Annotated in this window: 16 protein-coding genes and 1 riboswitch; of the genes, 12 read left to right on the forward strand and 4 right to left on the reverse strand. The window is 31.8% G+C overall.

What is annotated here, in order from left to right; translation table 11 throughout:
- Positions 1 to 14 precede the first annotated feature (14 nt).
- Positions 15 to 1,880 (reverse strand): TonB-dependent receptor plug domain-containing protein, encoded by a 1,866-nt coding sequence (locus tag ACZ451_RS17040; protein WP_464214609.1) that lies wholly within the window; start codon positions 1,878 to 1,880, stop codon positions 15 to 17.
- Between the two features lie 69 nt (positions 1,881 to 1,949).
- Positions 1,950 to 2,181: riboswitch (cobalamin riboswitch) on the reverse strand.
- A 105-nt stretch (positions 2,182 to 2,286) separates the two neighbouring features.
- Here ACZ451_RS17040 and ACZ451_RS17045 point away from each other — a divergent pair.
- From ACZ451_RS17045 to ACZ451_RS17065, 5 genes are all read left to right on the forward strand, one after another.
- On the forward strand, positions 2,287 to 3,432 hold the full coding sequence (locus tag ACZ451_RS17045) for an ABC transporter substrate-binding protein (RefSeq protein ID WP_464214611.1): 1,146 nt from the start codon (positions 2,287 to 2,289) through the stop codon (positions 3,430 to 3,432).
- Entirely contained in the window at positions 3,433 to 4,464 is a 1,032-nt protein-coding gene (locus ACZ451_RS17050; protein WP_464214612.1) for a FecCD family ABC transporter permease, read from the forward strand. It abuts the gene before it with no gap.
- Positions 4,465 to 4,530: 66 nt separating this feature from the next.
- A complete protein-coding gene (locus ACZ451_RS17055) occupies positions 4,531 to 5,325 on the forward strand; it encodes an ABC transporter ATP-binding protein (protein ID WP_464216937.1) in 795 nt (264 codons plus the stop codon).
- 546 nt (positions 5,326 to 5,871) lie between these two features.
- Positions 5,872 to 7,197, forward strand: coding sequence for a DNA recombination protein RmuC (locus ACZ451_RS17060; protein WP_464214614.1), 1,326 nt, complete (start codon positions 5,872 to 5,874; stop codon positions 7,195 to 7,197).
- Between the two features lie 257 nt (positions 7,198 to 7,454).
- Positions 7,455 to 8,000: an acyl-CoA thioesterase gene (locus tag ACZ451_RS17065; RefSeq protein WP_464214616.1), complete on the forward strand. Its 546-nt coding sequence runs from the start codon at positions 7,455 to 7,457 to the stop codon at positions 7,998 to 8,000.
- Positions 8,001 to 8,089: 89 nt separating this feature from the next.
- Here the strand turns inward: ACZ451_RS17065 and pgl are convergent, their stop codons facing one another.
- Entirely contained in the window at positions 8,090 to 8,800 is a 711-nt protein-coding gene (gene pgl / locus ACZ451_RS17070) for a 6-phosphogluconolactonase (RefSeq protein ID WP_464214618.1), read from the reverse strand.
- 37 nt (positions 8,801 to 8,837) lie between these two features.
- On the reverse strand, positions 8,838 to 10,376 hold the full coding sequence (gene zwf / locus ACZ451_RS17075) for a glucose-6-phosphate dehydrogenase (protein ID WP_464214619.1): 1,539 nt from the start codon (positions 10,374 to 10,376) through the stop codon (positions 8,838 to 8,840).
- Positions 10,377 to 10,588: 212 nt separating this feature from the next.
- Between zwf and gndA the strand changes: the two genes are divergently transcribed.
- From gndA to ACZ451_RS17110, 7 genes are all read left to right on the forward strand, one after another.
- Positions 10,589 to 12,001 carry an NADP-dependent phosphogluconate dehydrogenase gene (gene gndA, locus ACZ451_RS17080; protein WP_464214620.1) on the forward strand — a complete coding sequence of 471 codons (1,413 nt, stop codon included), beginning with the start codon at positions 10,589 to 10,591 and terminating at the stop codon, positions 11,999 to 12,001.
- Between the two features lie 91 nt (positions 12,002 to 12,092).
- On the forward strand, positions 12,093 to 13,175 hold the full coding sequence (locus ACZ451_RS17085) for an SGNH/GDSL hydrolase family protein (RefSeq protein ID WP_464214621.1): 1,083 nt from the start codon (positions 12,093 to 12,095) through the stop codon (positions 13,173 to 13,175).
- A 92-nt stretch (positions 13,176 to 13,267) separates the two neighbouring features.
- On the forward strand, positions 13,268 to 13,840 hold the full coding sequence (locus tag ACZ451_RS17090) for a hypothetical protein (RefSeq protein ID WP_464214622.1): 573 nt from the start codon (positions 13,268 to 13,270) through the stop codon (positions 13,838 to 13,840).
- A 10-nt stretch (positions 13,841 to 13,850) separates the two neighbouring features.
- A complete protein-coding gene (locus ACZ451_RS17095; RefSeq protein WP_464214623.1) occupies positions 13,851 to 16,586 on the forward strand; it encodes a DEAD/DEAH box helicase family protein in 2,736 nt (911 codons plus the stop codon).
- Between the two features lie 383 nt (positions 16,587 to 16,969).
- Entirely contained in the window at positions 16,970 to 17,671 is a 702-nt protein-coding gene (locus ACZ451_RS17100) for a hypothetical protein (RefSeq protein WP_464214624.1), read from the forward strand.
- 20 nt (positions 17,672 to 17,691) lie between these two features.
- Positions 17,692 to 18,333, forward strand: a complete 642-nt coding sequence (locus ACZ451_RS17105) for an HAD family hydrolase (protein ID WP_464214625.1) — start codon at positions 17,692 to 17,694, stop codon at positions 18,331 to 18,333.
- Between the two features lie 68 nt (positions 18,334 to 18,401).
- The gene (locus ACZ451_RS17110; protein WP_464214626.1) at positions 18,402 to 18,620 is read left to right on the forward strand and encodes a DUF6515 family protein; all 219 of its coding nucleotides are present in this window, start codon (positions 18,402 to 18,404) and stop codon (positions 18,618 to 18,620) included.
- 253 nt (positions 18,621 to 18,873) lie between these two features.
- Here the strand turns inward: ACZ451_RS17110 and ACZ451_RS17115 are convergent, their stop codons facing one another.
- Positions 18,874 to 20,199, reverse strand: coding sequence for a hypothetical protein (locus ACZ451_RS17115; RefSeq protein WP_464214627.1), 1,326 nt, complete (start codon positions 20,197 to 20,199; stop codon positions 18,874 to 18,876).
- Positions 20,200 to 20,390 lie beyond the last annotated feature (191 nt).

Raw genomic sequence — 20,390 nt, forward strand, 5'->3', positions numbered from 1 at the left:
CTAATATTTACTTTTTAAAGTTTAAGCGTAAAGCCCAAACGTACATTAGTTCCTCTTGTTGTAAACCCTATAATCTCTGTATAATTTGTATTAAAAAGGTTATCCGCAGCAATAAAAATACGAAGTTTTTCTGCGATAACTTGATGATCTAAATATAAATTGAGTATGGAAAAAGCATCTAAAGAAACATCTGTAAATGTAGTAAAATCAGTATCTAAACGATCCCCAGTATAGGTATACGAGAGCGACCCTGAGGTGTTTTTATTAAACTTATATCCTAAAGTAGCATTCAATTTATGTTTTGGAATACGTATTGCATTATCTCCTTTTCGTTCTGTAAACGTATAATTAGCACTAATATCCAAATTAGATGTTGGGTTCCAAAAAACTTCTGTTTCAACTCCGTTTACATCAATTTCATCAGAAATATTTATGGTCATAAAATTTTGATCAAAGCCAAACCTATCTTTTTCATTTCTATCAAAATAAACAGCACCTACTCTTAAAGCATCATTTACTACATATTCTATTCCTCCTTCAATAGTCCTATTTTCCTCTGGTATTAAATCTGGGTTCGCTCCGAAATCACCAAATAACTGTGTTAAAGCCGGTGTAATATAAGATGTAGCATATGAACCTAAAAGTTTTAAATACCCATTATTTGTAGAAAAAGCATAAGAAGGGTTGATATTGTATAAAAACTTATTTCCATATTCTGAATGTGTATTATACCTCCCACCAGCATTTAAATTAAAACCTTTTCCAGATACAAATACTACATTAGCATAAGGATCTATAATTGTAAAATCCACCTCATTACTAAAAATAGCTTCATCTTTATTATAACTTACACCAAGTACGGAATGCCATTTTTGTGCAATAATATACTTATTATATAATTCAACAAATAAATTTTTCCCATTGGTTACTGTTTCTCCAAATGTACTTTCAGAATCTGAAGTATAATCAGAATAAGAGCTGTTTAATTGTAATGACCCATTTTTATTGTATGCAAAAGTAGAAGAGATGCCTATTCTTTCTTGGTCCTGTATAAAACGATTAGGTGCCTCTGCTAAAGCGGCATCAAACTCAGTATTTATTTTTGTTTTGTTTCCAAAAACTGAAACAGAAAATTGATTTGAAAATTGATATCCTATACTAATATCAGCGCTATACTGTGAGAAGGCATCATCTTCATTTTCTGGAGTTACAGCAGCTGAAATTCCATCTGAAAATCGATTTGAAGTGCCAATCTTATACTTAAACTTATCTAAAGTTCCATGTACTAAAGCACTATTTGTAAAACTTCTAAAATCATAATTTTGATTTTCTGAAGTTTGATTGGTTCCGGTTGCAGCCTTAAAAGTCCCCGCAATTTTTTTAGTTGTGCTTTTCTTTGTTGTAATACTGATTACTGCTGTTGCAGCATTAGTGCCATATAATGTACTTGCCGCTCCTTTAATAATTTCAACAGATTCAATTGCACTTGTGGAAAGTAAACGCAAATCATATTGAGGCGAAAAACTAGATGGATCTGTTACACGAATCCCATCAATCAATACCAATACCTGCCTACCTCTACCACCTCTGGCAAAAACACCCAAAATAGAACCATCTCTACCTCTACTCCCTGCAATTTCAATTCCAGATTTAGTGTTAATAATTTCTGCGATACTTTTTCCTTGATTTTTTTCAATTTCTTCAGCAGTAATTTTAATCACTGTTTTTCCAGAATTTTCACGTTTTATGGCAAAACGAGAATCACTAACAATTACTTCGTCCAATTGTTTTATTGCAATGGAATCATTCTGTTGCGTTTGTGCAACAAGGTTAGTACCTACCAATATGGTAGCACAAAACCCATAAAAAAATTTGTTCATTTTTAATCTCTTGTTCGAGCGAATAGTATGTCTGTACCCATACGTAAACCTTTATCCCGAAAGTTTAACAATAGTTTTTGAAATTTGGCAGGTCTCCTGACTTGTTTTATTTTATTTAGCCTTCCCAAGAAATCTTCTCAGTGGCAAAGAAGTAAATAAAACCCTAGAAACTAGGTGCCAAACTGGTTTGGCATAAACTTACAGTTGCGGGAACAGCTCTAGATTTTCACTAGATTCCCTTTTAATCAAAACAATAAATTATCATAACAAATTGTTCTAAACCAAAATTCTCGGCGAAAGTAAACATTTTGTTTAACCTAACAAACAAATGCGTACTTCCAATTTAATTTAAAATGAGGTGTTAATAATTTAAATTACTTTTGAACACACATTAAAGAAAAACTAGTTGAAACGCTTATTCCTTTTATTAAGTATTATCGTATTTTTTGGTTGCAAAGAAGAAAAAAAAGAACCACTATCTTTCTCTGAAAAAACAGCACAGATTCCTATTGTTTATGCAAAAGGTTTTTCTATTGAAAAATTAGCGAATGGTGTGTGTATTATGACCATTACCAAACCATGGCCAGATGCTAAAACTTCTTTCACCTATGCGTTAGTGCCTAAAGAATTAGTAAATACCGTTACTCTAAACAAAGAAGATTATGAAGCTATTGTTACAATTCCTATAGAAAAAGTAATTGTAACCTCTACAACACATATTCCTGCGTTAGAAGTTTTAGGTGTTGAAGATAAATTAGTTGGTTTCCCTAATACGCAATTTGTATCATCAGAAAAAACCAGAAAAAATATTGAGTCAAAAAAAGTGCAAGAATTGGGTAATAACGAATCTCTAAATACCGAGATAGCACTCTCATTACAACCTGATTTAATTATAGGTTTTGGAATAAATAATCAGAATAAAGCCTACAAAACATTAGAACGTTCTGGTATTCCGGTAGTCTATAATGGCGATTGGTCCGAAGAAACACCATTAGGAAAGGCAGAGTGGATTAAATTTTTTGCTCCATTTTTTCAGAAAGAAAAGGAAGCAGATCACTATTTCAATACTATTGAAAAAAACTACCATACAGCAAAAGAATTAGTAGCAGACATTGTTAAAAAACCGACTGTAGTTACGGGTGGTTTATATAAAGATGTGTGGCATGTAGCTGGAGGAAAAAGTTGGATGGCACAATTTTTAAACGATGCACAAGTAGATTATTTATGGTCTGAAACTACAGAAACAGGTGGAATTGCTACCAGTTTAGAAACCGTGTTAGATAAAGCAAAAAATGCAGATTTTTGGTTAAACCCCTCCATACATACTTCGTATGCCGCATTAGAAGAAGCTAACCCACATTATACACAACTGGACGCCTTTGCAAATAAAAAAATTTATACAAACACCATTACAAAAGGTGCTACAGGTGGGATATTATTTTATGAATTAGCGTTATTACGACCCGATTTGGTTTTAAAAGACCTTATCCATATTTTTCATCCAGAAATACTCCCCAAACATCAACTGTTCTTTTTTAAACCTTTGAAATAAGTGCAAGGCTTAAAAACATATAAAACTCCATTTCTACTACTTTTTATAGTATTGATAGTCGTATTTATCATAAACATAAGTTTAGGTTCTGTTGCAATACCCTTTTTAGATACACTAAGCACTTTATTTGGTGGAGAAACAACAAGTACTTCCTGGGATTATATTATTTGGAATTATAGAGTACCAAAAGCAGTAACCGCCATATTAGTAGGAAGCGGATTAGCGCTTTGCGGCTTATTAATGCAAACTTTATTTAGAAACCCTTTAGCAGGTCCTTTTGTATTAGGCATAAGTTCTGGAGCTAGTTTAGGAGCTGCACTCCTCATTATGGGGTCTTCTTTATTTACTGGAATTGTGGTTATTAATTTTGCATCAGACCTTGCTTTAGCAATAGCCGCCAGTTTAGGTAGTTTTTTAGTGCTTCTGGTTGTTATCACCGTAGCTACAAAAGTAAAAGACACCATGGCTTTACTTATTATTGGTTTAATGTTTGGAAGCATCACAGGAGCTGTAGTAAGCCTTTTATCCTACTTTACAAGTGCAGAAAAATTGCAGCAATATATGTATTGGTCTTTAGGGAGTGTTGGCAACCTTAGCTGGTCGCAACTACTTCTTTTAGCCATTATAGTCTGCGCGGGGATTCTATTAAGTATCCTTACTATAAAACCACTAAACGCCTTATTATTAGGCGAAAACTATGCGAAGAGTTTAGGCGTTGATCTTAAAAAGTATAGAATTCTAATTATTATAGCCACAGGATTATTAGCGGGTAGTATTACTGCTTTCTCTGGCCTAATTGCTTTTGTTGGCTTAGCAGTACCACATCTAACAAAACAAATTTTTAATACCACCAATCATAAAACACTCATCCCTGCAGTGCTATTATCTGGAGCAATTTTAATGTTGCTTTGCGATACTATAGCACAGCTACCGGGTTCAGCAAGTGTATTACCTATTAATGCCATTACAAGCATCATTGGTGCACCTGTTGTAATTTGGTTATTGGTACGAAAAAGAAAAATGACTTTTTAAAATTCAGATGTGCTTTTAAAAATATTTAGTTCGTATTTTTATAAACATAAAATATCCATATAATTTATCGATTCCATCAAAAAACATATTGCGCTAAAAGTAGAAAACCTAGCTATTGGATATCAAACCAAAAAGACTGCTATTAGTATAGCAAAAAACATTAACTTTTCTGTGAATGCTGGTGAATTAACCGCTATTGTTGGGATAAACGGAATAGGAAAATCTACACTTTTACGAACAATTGCCACCCTACAAAAACCATTATCTGGTACCATTTTATTGCATTATAAACCAATTAGCAGCTATAAAGACTTAAGTTTAGCTTCTCAAATAAGTGTGGTTTTAACGGAACCCATAGCTTCTAAAAATTTAACTGTTTTAGAAATTATAGCTTTAGGAAGACAGCCTTATACCAATTGGCTTGGCACATTAGCTGCTACAGATATTGAAAAAATAAAAGAAGCTATTGCGCTAGTTGAAATTGAAGCACTTCAACACAAAAAATGCTCAGAATTAAGTGATGGACAGCTACAGCGAGTATTAATTGCAAGAGCGTTAGCACAAGACACCTCTCTTATTTTATTAGACGAGCCTAGTTCTCATTTAGATTTATACCATAAAGTACAAGTATTAAAACTACTCCAGAAAATAGCCCATAAGACTAATAAAACGATACTTTTCACCTCTCATGAGATAGAAATAGCAATTCAGTTGTGTGATAAAATGTTGATTTTAGAGCAAGATACTACTGCTTTTGGACAACCTTGTGAATTAATCACAGAAAAACGTTTTGAAAATTTATTCCCCTCAGATATAATTTCTTTTGATGCGAAAACGGGGAGTTTTAAGGTAAAGAAATAAAAACTGTACGAACTAACGGTTTCTATAAGGCATTTTTTTATTTCTATTTGCTGTAGGAACAGGAGTAAGAAGCATAACAAACATCTTAGACATCAATACTCTTACAAACGCTAAAACTCGCATAAAAATGATTAAAATAAATACTGTGAAGATTGCTGAAGCCATAATATTTTTTTTACTTTTCTAATGATCCGCAAAAGTTATTAAAGTATCCTTTTGCTTTGGTAAAGATAGGAGAGGTATTTTTAGAATGAAGCTATATATCGACGAAAACCCTTTATTTTCAGGTTGTATAACATAAGGCTATGGTAAACGGTTTCTTTTATCCGACAAGTGTATTTTATGGGCAAACACATTATCGTAAAAGAGATGTAATTACTCGATATTTTTAAAAAGTAAAAGGCACAACACCTCCTTATTTTAGTTATTTTTACATTAGAAAACCTTAGAACAAGCTCGCAAGACATTAAAATAAAAATTAACATTGATTTTGACACAAGTCTAGGAGCATTTTAAATCTCGATTATCGAGTAAAATTTTAATTGCATGAACGAATACTTGATATATGTACTCATCGGATTTCTGTTTTTAGCTATTGGATATTTTTTGGGCACCTATATCCAAAATTTAAAAACGAAATCTAGTCAGAGTACTTTAGTGGAGCGTGAGCAGCAGCTACGAACCAATTTAACAAATGCTGAACAAAAGCTAATAGATGCAGAAGAATACAAAACACATTTACAGCAAGAAAAAGAATATTTAGGCAATCAGATTGTAAAATACCAAGCAGACTTAGAAAATTTACAAGTAAAAAATACAGAGCAAAAACAGGAAGTAGAGAAATTACAGGAAAAATTTACCAAAGAATTTGAAAATTTAGCAAATAAAATTCTAGATGAAAAGAGTTCTAAATTCACCGAACAGAATAAAGAAAACATCAAAAATATCTTAACACCACTACAAGAAAAGATTCAACTTTTTGAAAAGAAAGTAGAAGAAAGTCAAAAAGAAAGTGTAGGCATGCATTCTGCTCTAAAAGAGCAGTTGGCCAATTTACAGCTTCAAAACTTAAAGATTACGCAAGAAGCAGAAAACCTAACCAAAGCGCTTAAAGGAGATAGTAAAATGCAAGGGAATTGGGGCGAATTGGTTTTAGAGCGTGTTTTAGAAAAGTCGGGCTTAGAAAAAGATAGAGAATATAGCGTTCAACAGAGTTTTACGAGAGAAGATGGTTCAAGAGTACTACCAGATGTGATCATTAATTTACCTGATGGTAAAAAAATGATCGTAGATTCTAAAGTCTCATTAACAGATTATGAACGCTATGTAAATGCTGAAGATGAATTGAAGGAAAAGCATTTAAAAGACCATATCAATTCGCTCAGAAGGCATGTAGACCAGTTATCTGCCAAAAAATATGAGGATCTATATGAAATGGAAAGTCCTGACTTTGTTTTGCTCTTTGTTCCTATAGAACCAGCTTTTGCTGTAGCTATAAACAATGATAATTCGCTTTACAACAAAGCGTTTGAACAGAATATCGTAATTGTGACTCCTGCTACCCTATTAGCAACTTTACGGACTATAGATACCATGTGGAATAATGAGAAGCAACAACGTAATGCTATTGAAATAGCAAGGCAAGCTGGAGCGCTTTATGACAAATTTGAAGGCTTCGTTGGAGATTTAACCAAAGTGGGTAAAAAAATGGACGAGGCAAAAACAGAATACAAAGGTGCTATGAATAAACTTGTTGAAGGTAGAGGTAATATTATAACGAGTATAGAAAAACTTAAAAAAATGGGCGCTAAAGCAAAAAAATCTATTCCAGAGCCCATTCTAAAAAGGGCTGAAGAAGATGATGAAATTTAGACACTAGACACTAGACACTAGACACTAGACACTAGACACTAGACACTAGATCAAAATAATTTTTCTAAACTATTAAACCTATAAACTCTTAAACTTTTTCATAAACTCATAAACCAGCGCAGCGGATAAACTTCTAAACTCTTAGACTTTTATAAACTCATAAACCAGCGCAGCGAATAAACTTTTAAACTAGCATAAGAAAACCATTAGTATTGTAAAGTATTCACCTTTTAAACTACTACAAGCATAAACTACATATGAAAACATATAAAACAGCCAGTGAATCTAAAGTTTCTATTACAGAGTTAATGTTACCATCGCATTCCAATTTTGGCGGAAAGGTACACGGAGGCTATATCTTAAATTTAATGGATCAGATTGCCTTTGCCTGTGCATCTAAACATTCTAGTTGTTATTGTGTTACAGCATCTGTAAATAAAGTAGATTTTAGAAATCCTATTGATGTTGGGGAATTGGTTACCTTAAAAGCTTCAATAAACTATACCGGTAGATCCTCAATGGTAGTTGGTGTCCGTGTAGAATCAGAAAATATTACTACTGGCAAAAAGAAACACTGCAATTCTTCTTATTTTACTATGGTAGCCAAAGGTGCAGATGGCAAAACGGTACAAGTACCAGGCCTTATCGTTACTAGTGAACAAGGTGTGCGCAGATTTTCTAGAAGTATTCAAAGAAAAAAAGAATCATTATCCAGAAATACTCGTTTTGAATCTGCTAATTTTAAAATAGAAGAATATTTAGAAGTTTTAAAAGATGAAAATATTCAGATTGAGTTAAAATAGTTCGTTTATCACAAGAATACTTTGAAACTAAGAAATCTTAGAACTTTAATTCATGTGAATATAGAAGTTCTAAAGTTTTACAATTTATCTTATAGCATTGCAGCAGCTTCCTCATCTAAAAACCAAATCAAATCTTTGGTTTTAGGGGCAACAAAAGTTGCCGGATATGATTTAAAATCACCTTCTTTTTTGATAATTTCTTTTACTTTTTTGGTCTTACCAGCCCCAGTAACTAAAAAGGCTACCGTTTTAGCATTATTAATAATTTTTCCAGTAATAGAAACTCTATTTTGGCCAGAATCTGGGTGTACGGCCACTTCGCAATTGTTTTCGGAATCCCAAAGTGCTATTTCATGTGGAAATATAGAAGCGGTATGCCCATCATCTCCCATTCCTAAAATCACCAAGTCAAATTGTGGAATACCATCTACATTTGGTAGTGCTTTAGCTAAAACCTCACTATAGCGTATTGCTTCTTCTTTTGGGGAGTTCTCTCCTAGTATTCGATAAATATTTTCTTCTGGAATTGTAATTTTAGATAATAAATGAGTCACCGTCATTTTATAATTACTCTCATTGTCTGTAGGTACTACACAACGCTCATCTCCCCAATAAAAACATACGTTTTTCCAATTAATTTCATCTTTATATAAAGCAGCCAATTCATCAAAAACAATTTTAGGTGTACTACCACCAGAAAGCGCTATGTGTATTTTCTGATCTGTTTGTGTTAGATCTCTAAAATATTCAGAGAATTTATGGGCTACTATTTGTTTGGTATCGTATCTATTTATTTTCATTCTTTCGTTATAATTAATAGTACTACTAGGCACTTTTTTAGCTAATCACGCAGAAACCAGAATCATCAGTTAAGCGCGGCCCAGGATTACGCCATGTATAATCACCTTCTAATAAATCATCTGCATTATCTGGTCCCCATACCCCAGCTGCATAGCCATATGTTGGGGCATCTTTATCATTTTCCCAATAGGCTAAAATTGGATCTACAAAATCCCAAGCAGCTTCTACCTCATCTGCTCTTGCATATAGTGTAGCATCACCTTGCATAGCATCTAGTAAAAGACGCTCATAAGCTGCCATTACATTATTTTCTTCTAAGCTAGAATAGTAGAAGTCTAAATTAGCACGTTCTACTTGAAAACCTTGCCCTGGCACTTTTACGCCAAATTTTATGAGAACCCCTTCATCTGGCTGTATCCTTATAATAAGCTTATTGTCTTTATTATTTAAATTTAAATCTTGATCTTTAAACACCTGGTGATGTGGCGATTTAAAATGAATCACTACCTCTGTTACTTTTGTAGGCATACGCTTAGCCGTACGCACATAAAAAGGTACATCTTTCCACCTCCAGTTATCTACAAAAAATTTAATGGCAGCAAAAGTCTCCGTAGTAGACTCTGGGTTTACACCATCTTCTTCTCTATAACCTTTCACTTTTTTTTCATCAATAGTAGATGCTACATATTGTGCTTTTATAGTATTGGCCCAAAGCGTTTCTTTGTCTCGCATAATACGAAGCGACTTTAATGCTTTTACCTTTTCATTTCTAATCTCATCAGCACTAGCATTAATTGGCGGTTCCATAACAATTAAAGAAACAATTTGCAACAAGTGGCTTTGGAACATATCTCTCAAAGCGCCAGATTTATCATAATAACCACCTCGTTTTTCTACTCCAACCGTCTCTGCATTTGTAATTTCTATATGCCGGATATAATTCCTATTCCAAAGTGGTTCAAAAATTGAATTTGCAAAACGGGTAACTAATAAATTCTGAACGGTCTCTTTACCCAAATAATGATCAATTCTATAAATCTGAGATTCTTTAAAGTAACGTTGTAAACCTAAGTTTAATTCCTTAGCGGTACCTAAACTATAACCGAATGGTTTTTCTACAATAAGACGTTTCCAACCTACTTTTTCTTTTGTTAAGCCTGCATCAGATAAGTTTTTAGCAATAGCTTCATACAAACTTGGCGGAGTAGATAAGTAAAACATAAAATTATGACCTGCATTATATTTCGTATTTAAATCCGAAATACGTTTGCTCAGCTTATCATAATCCGTATCATAATCATCACCGATATCCTCATAAAACAATTTATTGGCAAAATTATTTTTTTCTAATTTTTGAGCTTCATTCGTATCGTTTGCAAGGTGACTACTTTCAAATACAACTTTTTTTCTGAATTCTCCATCAGTCATAGCACTTCTACTAGCACCCAAAACAGTAAAATCTTCAGGAAGATGCCCTCCTTTATACAAATCAAAAAGAGCAGGAATCAATTTTCTTGCTGTTAAATCTCCTGAGGCTCCAAAAATAACAAGCAATTGATTTGATGTTTTATTCATGAATATGATGTTGTTTGTATTGAATTTGTTTTGTTTGTGACATTTTAAACCATTGTTCTTAGTTTATAGAAACAATAGCCTAAAAGTGGATATTTTAAATTAATTTTGACAAAATTTATGCAAAAATAGGGTTTATTTATATTTAAAATAGCCTTCTAATACACTTAACACAAGATTACCTAAGAATGTTTAGGGATCAACAAAACAAAAATATGGAGTATACAGATTACGATTTTGGACTAGTAGGCTTAGGCGTAATGGGACGTAATTTTATTTTAAATGTAGCAGATCATGATTTTAAAGCCTTTGGCTATGATTTAGATCAAGAGAAAGTTGATGCTTTAAAAGAAGAAGGTGGCGATTTAAATAAAGTAAATGCAAGTACCACAATGGAAACCTTTGTCGCATCGCTTTCGCAACCCAGAAAGATTATGTTATTAGTTCCTGCTGGTAAAGTGGTAGATATCGTAATTGAAAACCTTTTACCGCATTTAGATAAAGATGATATTATTATAGATGGTGGAAATTCTTTTTTTACAGATACCGATCGTAGAGAAGCGTATTTACAGGAAAAAGGGATTCACTTTTTTGGATCAGGGGTTTCCGGTGGTGCTAAAGGCGCTCGTAAAGGTCCAAGTATTATGCCTGGAGGTAATAGAGAAGCGTACGCCCATGTAAAACCAATTTTTGAAGCCGTTTCAGCTAAATTTAAAGGAGAACCATGTGTTGCTTATTTAGGACCAAAATCTGCAGGAAATTATGTAAAAATGGTACATAATGGAATAGAGTATGGTATGATGCAATTAACTTCTGAAATCTATGACCTCTTAAAAAAATCTTGTGGATTATCTAACGAAGAATTACATGAGGTCTATAGTCGTTGGAATAAAGGAAGACTACAATCTTTCTTAGTTGAAATTACAGCAGAAATTTTTAAGCAAAAAGATGACCTAGGCGATGGGCATTTGGTGGATAAAATTCTTGATAAGGCTAAGCAAAAAGGAACTGGAAAATGGACTTCGCAAAATGCAATGGATTTAGGAATTCCAGTACCAACAATTGATATCGCAGTAAGTATGCGCGAAATCTCTGCTTTAAAAGAAGAACGTATAAAAGCAGATGCCTTATATGGTAGACCAGAACCAGCAAAAATTGATAAAGCTGCATTGATTGAAAAAGCGGAAGAGGCCTTATATTTTTCATTTATCACTGCATATGCACAAGGTTTACATCAATTGGCAGATGCCTCAGCCGAATACGCTTATGATTTAGATCTGTCCATTATCGCTAAAATATGGCGTGCAGGTTGTATCATTAGAGCAGGTTTATTAGAAGATATTTCTAATGCATTTACAGCAGACAAAAAGTTACCAAATCTGCTTTTATCGCCTTTATTTGTTTCTAAAGTGCAACAAGCTGTACCTGCAGTACGTGAACTGGTTGCTCATGCTGCTAAAAGTGGAATTCCTGTACCTGGCTTATCAAATTCACTAACCTATTTTGATGCGTATACTTCTGGTCATTTGCCACTAAATTTAATACAAGCGCAAAGAGATCATTTTGGTTCTCATACTTATGAAAGAAATGATATGGAAGGTATTTTCCATACAGAATGGGGCGCATAGTTGTTACATAAATACAATTAATATATTAAAGACCATACACCATTTGTGTTTGGTCTTTTTTCTTTACATTTAAAAGTTAAGATTTACGATCATGAAAAAATCAACCTTTATCCTTTTTAGCCTATTTCTTATAGTTCTAATTTCCTGTAAACCTCAAAAAGCCTTAATAGTACCCTACTATAGTCCAGATATTAGTTATATGGGTAGAATAGATACTACAACTACTAAAGCGGCAGAATTATATTGGTCTAGCAGTAGTATTAAAATAAATTTTGAAGGAGAATCCATTAAAGCATTATTGGAAGATAAAAATGCTGATAATTATTATAGTGTTATCGTTGATGATCAAGAGCCCTATCTGATTCAACCAAATGCAAAAAAATACATTTCTTTAGCAGATCATCTCTCTAAAGGCAAACACAGTGTAGAAATTTACAAGGGAAGTGAGTGGACAAGAGGAAAAACTTCTTTTTATGGTTTTCAGATACAAGGAAATCCTAAAGTACTTTCTAAAGACCTCGAAAAAGAACGGAAAATAGAGTTCTATGGCAATTCTATCACCGCTGCTTATGCAGTTAATGATACTACTGGAAATGATTCTCCAAAAGGAAATTTAACCAATAGCTATAAAAGTTATGCTGCTATCACCGCTAGGCATTTTAATGCAGATCATCGTATTATATGCAGAAGTGGTATTGGAATTATGGCTAGTTGGTTTCCGCAAATAATGCCAGAGTTATACGATCGTTTAAATCCTACAAATGTAAATAGCAAATATAATTTTTCACTGTATCAACCAGATGTGGTGGTGGTCAATTTATGTCAGAACGACTCATGGATTGTAAAACGTACGGATCATGAAGAGTTTAAAAGAAGATTTGGCAATACTCCGCCTACAGATGCTTTTATTATAAATGCTTATGCCAATTTTGTGGCTGGTTTAAGAGCAAAATATACCAAAGCCAAAATTATTTGTATCCTTGGGAGTATGGATGCTACAAAGAATACCCTTTGGCCAAACTATGTAAAACAAGCCGTACAAAAATTAGAAGACCCAAAAATCTACACCCATTTTATTCCTTATAAAAATACGCCAGGGCATCCTTCTGTAAAAGAACAACGACGTATGGCGGATAGTTTAATTGCCTTTATAGAACAAAATCAAATTTGGTAAAAGCATTTTTATTTTAATAACAAAATAATGAGTAATATCAACTATATTTAGGAATACTTTTGCTCTAAAACAAGACATAAAATAAAATAGGAATGCATAAAATTTTAATGTCATTATTGTTTTTAACCTTTGGGTTTTTATCCTGTAAAACCACTGAAAAAGGAATTGATAAATTAGAAATTGCAACCCAATATTACAATGCGCTTAATAGTTCAGATGAAATTGCTTTGAAGATTTTGTTAGCTGATAGCCTTATAAGCAAAGAAACAGATTATGATTATGAGCAAACGTTTTCAAAGCATGAATACCTAGAAAACTGGTTAAAATGGGATTCAATATTTGACCCTACTTATCAAATTATTGAGATGAAATTAGAAAATGATATTGTTAAAGCAAAGATTTCTAAAATAGATAAGAGAATTCTTTTCCTTCATGGGGAACCCACAGTATGGAATTCAATTATTCGGTTTGATGCTAATCAAATAATTAGTTTTGGAAATAGTAACGTGGTTTTTAATGATAAAGTTTGGGAAAGAAACAGAACTATGCTCTTAAACTGGATTGACAAAAACCATCCAGAATTAAATGGATTCATATACAACCAAACAAAAGATGGTGGAATAAAATTCTTAAAAGCAATTGAATTATATAAGAATAGGGAATAATACAAAAAAAGTGTCACAAAAAATATTCAACCGTTTTCCAGAAAATGTACAATTTAAATATGAATGGAGAAAATATCAAAAGCGTGTTCTTAACGAATTAGAGGATCACCTAAATGATAATCATCTACATATTATAGCACCACCAGGTTCTGGTAAAACTATTCTTGGACTTGAAGTTGCGATAAGACTTAACAAACCTACATTAATTTTTGCTCCAACAATAGCAATACGCAATCAGTGGATACAGAGGTTCTGTGAACTTTTTTTACAAACAGATACAACACCAGATTGGATTTCTATAGATATTAAAAATCCTAAGTTTTTAACCGTCTCTACATATCAAGGATTGCATGCTGCTTGCTCAGATATTATAGAAAAGGATGATAATATAAAAGAAGAAGAATTAGGTGATCCCAGACAAAAAAAAGAGGATAGCAAAAAAACTAATACAATAATTAAAATATTAAAAGCTCTAAAAATTGGAACTATAGTAGTTGATGAGGCACATCATCTTAAAAATGCATGGTGGCAATCTTTATCAGAAATAAAAAAAGCTTTGAATCCAACTATTGTTGGCCTTACAGCTACGCCACCTTATGATGTATCATATACTGAATGGCAACGATATATTGAATTAAATGGGCCTGTTGATGCAGAAATTTCAGTTCCGGAGTTAGTAGTTGAAGGAGATCTTTGTCCCCATCAAGACTATATTTACTTTTCAAAACCAACAGATGAAGAAACTTATAAGATTACTGAATATCGAAAAAAAATTGATATTCTTTTTGAGGATATAAAAACTGACAAAATACTGATTGAAGCTTTAGAAAAACACCCAATTTATCAAACTCCAGATACCGAACTAGATTGGATTTACACAAACCTTCAGTTTTACTCCGCGACGTTAATTTTTCTCAATGCCACAGGAAAAAAAATAAGTACTGAGCATCTGGAAATTATAGGTGACAAAAAATTTACTATTCCAGAATTAAATTATGAGTGGATTGAAATTTTGCTCACATTTTATTTATACAAAGATTCTGAATATTTTAAAGGATTAGAAAATCATCAAGAAAAACTAATCAATAAATTAAAAAGAAGTGGGATTATTGAAAGGCGTTCTATTAATTTTAAGTACAACCGTAAGATTAATAACTTTCTTAGTTCAAGTATAAGTAAGTTAGAAAGTATACGTAAAATTGTAGATTTTGAACATAGCCATTTAAAGCAGGATTTAAGAATGGTTATTCTTACGGATTACATTCGTAAAGAATTTCTCGTTGATACACAAAAAAACACCCTTGAATTAAATAAAAATGGAGTTTTACCAATTTTTGAGAAATTAAGAAGAAATAATAATCGAAAAATAAAAATTGGAGTATTAACTGGTTCACTGATTATTATCCCAATTTCTGCTCTTGATATTTTTAATGAGATACTTAAAAAGTATCATATTAATAATATGAACACTACTCCACTTAAATTTGATAGTTCATATGTAATTATAAATACAGAAAACAAAATAAAAAATTATATCGTAAATATTATTACCCAAATTTTTCAAAATGGAGAAATAGAAGTTCTTATTGGTACGAAATCATTGTTAGGTGAAGGATGGGATGCGCCTTCAATCAATTCGTTAATCCTAGCAAGTTTTGTTGGTTCATACGTTCTTTCTAATCAAATGAGAGGTCGTGCAATTCGTACAGAACGTAAAAATTCGGAGAAGACAGGAAATATATGGCATTTAGTTTGTATTGATCCAACTGCAACCGATGGAGGTAATGACATACAACTACTTAAAAGACGCTTTAAGGCATTTGTTGGAGTATCATTCCGTGAGCAAGTCAGCATAGAAAATGGAATGGGCCGCTTAGAAATTCCAGATCAATTATCAACAGATCAGGAAATCATCAGTTTAAACAATCAAATACTAAATAGTGCAAAAAAAAGAGACCAACTAAAAGAAAAATGGCAACTAGCACTTAAGAATGGTGATTCGTTAATAGAAGAAATTAAAGTGTCTTTTCCTGATAACAAGAAATATAAACAAATAAAATCACTGTATTATAATCGTACCATTAAATATCTGTTTAGCATCCTTAGTACTGGGTTAGTTTATTTTGGCTTCCAAGTTTTACAAAGTTCGGCAAGAGCAGCTAGGTTTATAAACAGCATAGAAGAATTGCTTTATTGGTTAATGTTTATTGTAGGTGTTGGAGTAATTATATTTGCTGGACTAGCATATAAAGCGTTCAAATCTTATGTTAAATACAGAGATATTTCAAAAGATTTTCACCAAATTGGAGAAGCTTTATTACAATCATTACTAAAAATTGGAATAATCAAAACTGATGATTCAAAACTATCTGTTGTTACTCATATTGATAAAGATGGAGCTATTTATTGTCATCTGAAAGGTGGAACAACATATGAAAAATCAACATTTATTAAATGCATACAAGAAATTATTGGAGTAGTTGATAATCCACGTTATGTTATTATTCGCAAGAGTTTTTTTGTAAATATTTTTTCTCAAAAAGACTACCATTCGCTACCGAATTTAATAGGTAGCAATAAAAAATTTGCAGAATATTTTGAAGTACAATGGAGTAAATTTGTAGGAACATGTGAATTGGTTTATACCAGAACAATTGAAGGACGTAAACTACTTCTTAAATCAAGAATTAAATCACTTGCTTCAGAATTTGAAGAAAAGACCGAAAGAATAAATAAATGGAGGTGAATGAAAATTTACTAAATCCAAAAATCTCATTAAAAATAAAGACATTTTTACAATCCTTAAAAACGAATAGATTGTGCTATTACTGAAAGAATAAGATGTTTATTTATACTCATTAAATAGTACAGCTCAAAAAAGACCTAAAATATTTTTCAACAATTATGTTGAGTATTATTATTCTAATAAAGAAGCTGAACCAATTTACATATACGAAAGACCTAGCAGTTTTAATCTTAGTCTAAAGATCAATTTGATTTGTAAAGTTATGGACCATAAGGATAGGTTATTTATAGGATAAAAGTAAAATATTTATATTTGGACTAGTTCTAATACAAAGCACATCATTTATCACCCATTTTGGGTAACATACAATAGCCTTTATTTATATGAAAAAAAATAAATCTAAGAAATGGAAAAAATCTGGATTTGAATTTCTTTCTATATTTATTGCTGTTATTTCTGCCTTTGCCTTAAATAATTGGAATGAAAATAGAAAAGCGGATAAGTCTGAAAATAAAATTCTAATTGAAATTGCTAATGGTTTAGAAAAAGACCTAGAAGATGTCAAACAAAATAAACTTGGACACAAATATGGAATGTTAGCCTGTAATTACTTTAAAAAAGCATTAACAGATAAAAATTTAAGTCAAGATTCTTTAAAAATATTCTATCGCGGTTTAACAAGAGACTTCATTTCTATTCAAAATACTGCAGGGTATGAAACGCTTAAGTCAAGAGGCTTAGAATTGATAAAAAACGACACCTTACGATTAAAGGTGATTTCGCTATATGAGTTTGAGTATCAAATTTTAAGAAAGTTAGAAGAAGAATATGCTGAAATGCAATTTCAAGAAAGCTATTTTAAGGAAATAAATAAGATGTTAGCCCCTAATTTTAAATTCAATGCTGAAGGTACACTAAATGGTATAGAGCTCCCTCTAAAAATTTCTGGTGACGAAAAAAAAATATTTTTATTGTATTTAATGAAAATTCAAGAAAACAGAAGTTATATTATGAAATTTTATGACCGAATTGAAGAAAAGGTAATAGAAGTACAAAAAAGAATAAAAGAAGAAATAAAGGGATAGCAAAGATCTAACCTGCTACAATGAAATATAAAACACTTATTTTAGATTTTGATGGCACATTAGCTGATACTAAGGAAAGTATTGTAAACACCATGAAAGTGGTCGCAGATAGCTTCCATATTAAAAATTTTGATCAAAACCACATAGAAAGTTTAATTGGATTACCCCTAAAAACTACTTTCGAAAAAGCATTTTTATTAGACGAACAGTTGATGCAAGAGGCTACCACTATTTATCGTAAACACTATAATAAAATTGCTATTAACACCATTTCTCTTTTTGATGATGTAAAAGACACATTATTACATTTTCATGATAAAGGAATACAGCTAACCATTGCATCAAGTAAAGGAAAAGAAGCTCTAATTAAGATTCTTAAAAAGCAAAATATCTATCATCTGTTTTCATTTGTAGGTGGTGAAGAAGATGCGAAAAATAAAAAACCAGCTCCAGACATTATAAACCTTATCATTGAGCAACATAACTATCAACGAAATGAGTGTTTAGTTATAGGAGATACCATTTTTGATGTTGAAATGGGACAAAGAGCAAATTTGGATACCTGTGGGGTTACTTACGGAAATAATACAAGAGAACAACTAGAAAAACAGAAACCTACCTACATCATAAATAACTTTAAAAGTTTAGTGAAATTTGTATAAAATAAATTCTATTTTAAACCTTACCCCATTTTAATAGTCATACTATAAAACCCATAAATCTTAATAGTATGAAATCATATTTTTTAATTTGTTTATTTACAATTGGTCTTTTTAGTACGGCTTCTTGCGGAAGAAGTGTAGTAAGACCAAATACCACAAGAGGAGTTATTGTTAAAACTAGACCAGCAACCTATAAAATAGTAAATGTAAAAGGAAAACGATACTATCGTTGGAATGGAAATCATTATAGAAAAACGAATAGAGGTTATGTTTTTGTTCGAATTTAATAGTGTTCTGATTTTTGAGTTGAACAAAAAAGCACCAAATCTAATGAATCAAAATTTGGTGCTTTATTAGCTGTTTTATAGCATATTCTAACTAAGGTATTAAAACCCTAAGGCAAGCCCCAAACTCGATAAAAGAAATCGCCCCAGAGGTCAAGGTTATTCAACCAAGATTCCGCTTAAAAAGCAGAATAAGTTCAACTATCTCTTTTAAATACGTCTTATAAACTTCTCAACATTGAATTTCACTAATGGATTATCTCTTAGGAATCCAATATTTTCTATCTCCATAAATGAAGGAATTTTTAGTGGATTTATCAAAATAAAACAACTCATTGTGTATATCTCCATTATCATGTTTCAGCGTAATCGTATAACCATTAATAAGGTATGAACCCTTATTTTTATCTCCATCATTAATTACGCCTTTTGTTCCTCCTCCAACGCCAGATCCTGATATAGTAGTAACACTTGAAGTTCCTTCTTTATCACTATTTCTAATTATAGAAACTAGTGGGCCATTATCGCCTCCTCCTAACATTGAGTTGTCTTTAAATGTGCTAGAACTCATTTCAAAGCGTCCATTAGCTTTAAAAGTGATAAAATATTTCCATGAACCTGAAAACTGACTCCCGCCAGTAGAGATAAATTTTCCTTCTAAGCGCTCATTTTTATTTGGCATAAATACCTTATTCCCCTTTAACTTTATCCACGTTGTAGTTCCAGGTTTTTTAATCTGATAGTCAGAACCTGACTTGCGCCAACGCATCCATTTTGATTTTTTATAAATTTCTCCCGCTACTTGTAATTTCTTTGAGGCATCCATATTAAGTTCATTTGGTGGTATTTCACAACCTTTATACGCAGAACCATCTTTTAATAATAAATAGGTATCAACATCTATCCCACCAGAAATCACACCAAAACCAGTATCTATCCATAATGCATGAATTTGCGAAGCTTTAACGCCTTTACCTGCTTCTATACGTATGCGACGTTCAACAGCAATTCTTTTTTCTTTAGCCGTCATTTTTGTTTTACCTTTTAATACAGTGCTTTTTTTAACCACCTGTTTAGGTATATTACTTTTTAATTTCGTTAAAGTAGCGTCTTCTCTAAAAGTTACTTCAGCATCTTTAATTAAGCCATCCAATTGCATTCCGTATTGTATCATTTTACCGATACCAATTTTCATAATCATTTGTAATATGTATATATCACCATTAGCAAATTTTCCGGCTTGGTACCCTATTGTCATTTCTCTGCCTGATTTATCTAAATATGAATTGCTAAGGCTCCAAATATCATTTTTACCTGCTTTTACAATCCATGGTTTAATGGGTTTTCCTAATTTTAATTGTTGCTTTTTAGCAGTACTACTAAACCATTCCTTTAGACTTTGTCCATTTAATGAATTTGTAATGGAAAAGTTAACTTTACAAATTTCATTTTTGCTAAGGTTTTTGGGCGTGTAGACTAAAGAATGATCGTTCTTAGATTTGTCCCAATTTTTTTGAGAACAAACAGAAATAGTGAACAAAAAACAGATCACTATAATAGATATTTTAGAGATATTTTTCATTTTTTTAGCGTTAAATACGATTAAAGATTATCAAAAAAAATGCCATTAAATTCTATATCTCTAAAAGTACAGAAATAAAAATATGTTCTATTCTTTATTCAAGTTTAATCTAAATTCTAACTATTTAGCTTTTACATATTAGCTTAAAAATAACAAAACCTTCAAAATATTATAAAAAAATTATAATACTT

The organism is Allocellulophaga tsushimaensis (assembly GCF_055383085.1).